At 53.2% G+C, this 1,016-nt stretch carries 1 protein-coding gene; it reads right to left on the bottom strand.

Going from position 1 to position 1,016, the window contains the following annotated elements; all coding sequences use genetic code 11:
• Nucleotides 1-93 precede the first annotated feature (93 nt).
• The gene (locus OKC30_RS21045; RefSeq protein ID WP_270665470.1) at nt 94-831 is read right to left on the bottom strand and encodes a tyrosine-type recombinase/integrase; all 738 of its coding nucleotides are present in this window, start codon (nt 829-831) and stop codon (nt 94-96) included.
• Between the last annotated feature and the right edge of the window lie 185 nt (nt 832-1,016).

The following is a 1,016-nucleotide window of genomic DNA, read 5'->3' as shown; positions in this document are numbered from 1 at the left end:
AAAAGAGAGTAATAGATCAGAACGGCCGATCGCCGTCAAGCACTGAAAATAGCAAAATCAGGTGCGGAATGACGGTTGTAGATAGGGGCTGATTTATCTCGCCCTCTGGATTTGCACCACGTTGTCACCAACCCCTGGCGTCAGCTCTCCAGCACGGGCTCGCTCAATGTGCTCGCTCCACCAGTTCATAAGCTCGACACGTTGAGTCAGATAGTCGCCTCGCTGGTAACTCGCTCTCACCTTGTTGTTGTCGGCATGCGCGAGGGCAGCCTCAATCACGTCAGTAATGAATCCAGCTTGGTGTAGGGTAGTGGACCCGAGGGCGCGGAAGCCGTGCGCCGTCTGGCGGCCTGCAAGCCCTATACGGCGCAGGGCGCAATTGACCGATTGTGAATGCATAGGTTTGCGCGGGTCTCTGCGATTGGGGAACACATATTCCCGGTTGCCGGATAGGGGCTTCATGCCTTCTAAAATCGCCACGGCGGCATCTGTCAGCGGGACGCGGTGATCACGAGCCATCTTCATTCGATCGGCAGGAATGATCCACAGGCGCTTTTCTATGTCAATCTCGTCCCAACGGGTATTCGCTGACTCTGCTGGCCGAATGAGGGTGTGCAAGCTCCACCACATGGCATGGCGGGCGATAACATCCATGCTGCCGCCGTCTATGGTGCTAACCAGCTCGACAATCTCGGCGGGCTCCATGGCTGGCATGTGCTCGACGGTGTGAATTGGCAGATTGGCCGCTTTCGTGATGGCGGAACACGGGTTGAAATCAGCTAAGCCCTCGATCACTGCAAAGTTCATGATCGACTTGATCGACTGCAACAACCGATGGATTGTGTCCCCGCTCTCAATGGTCCGGAGTAATGCCGTTACCTGTGGAGCTCTAAGGAACAGGGCGAGATCGTGAACATTTTGTTAAAAATTAAAAATAGTTTTTTTGCCTACAAAACAAATACTTATAGGCCTGTGATATGCAGTTAACTTTATAGTCAGGATCGCCTTCACACTTT

It is taken from the genome of Aeromonas sp. QDB18, from assembly GCF_027705325.1.
Classification (GTDB): domain Bacteria; phylum Pseudomonadota; class Gammaproteobacteria; order Enterobacterales; family Aeromonadaceae; genus Aeromonas; species Aeromonas caviae.
The sequence above is the reverse complement of the archived record's forward strand: the minus strand, read 5'-3'. Positions and strand labels throughout refer to the sequence as shown.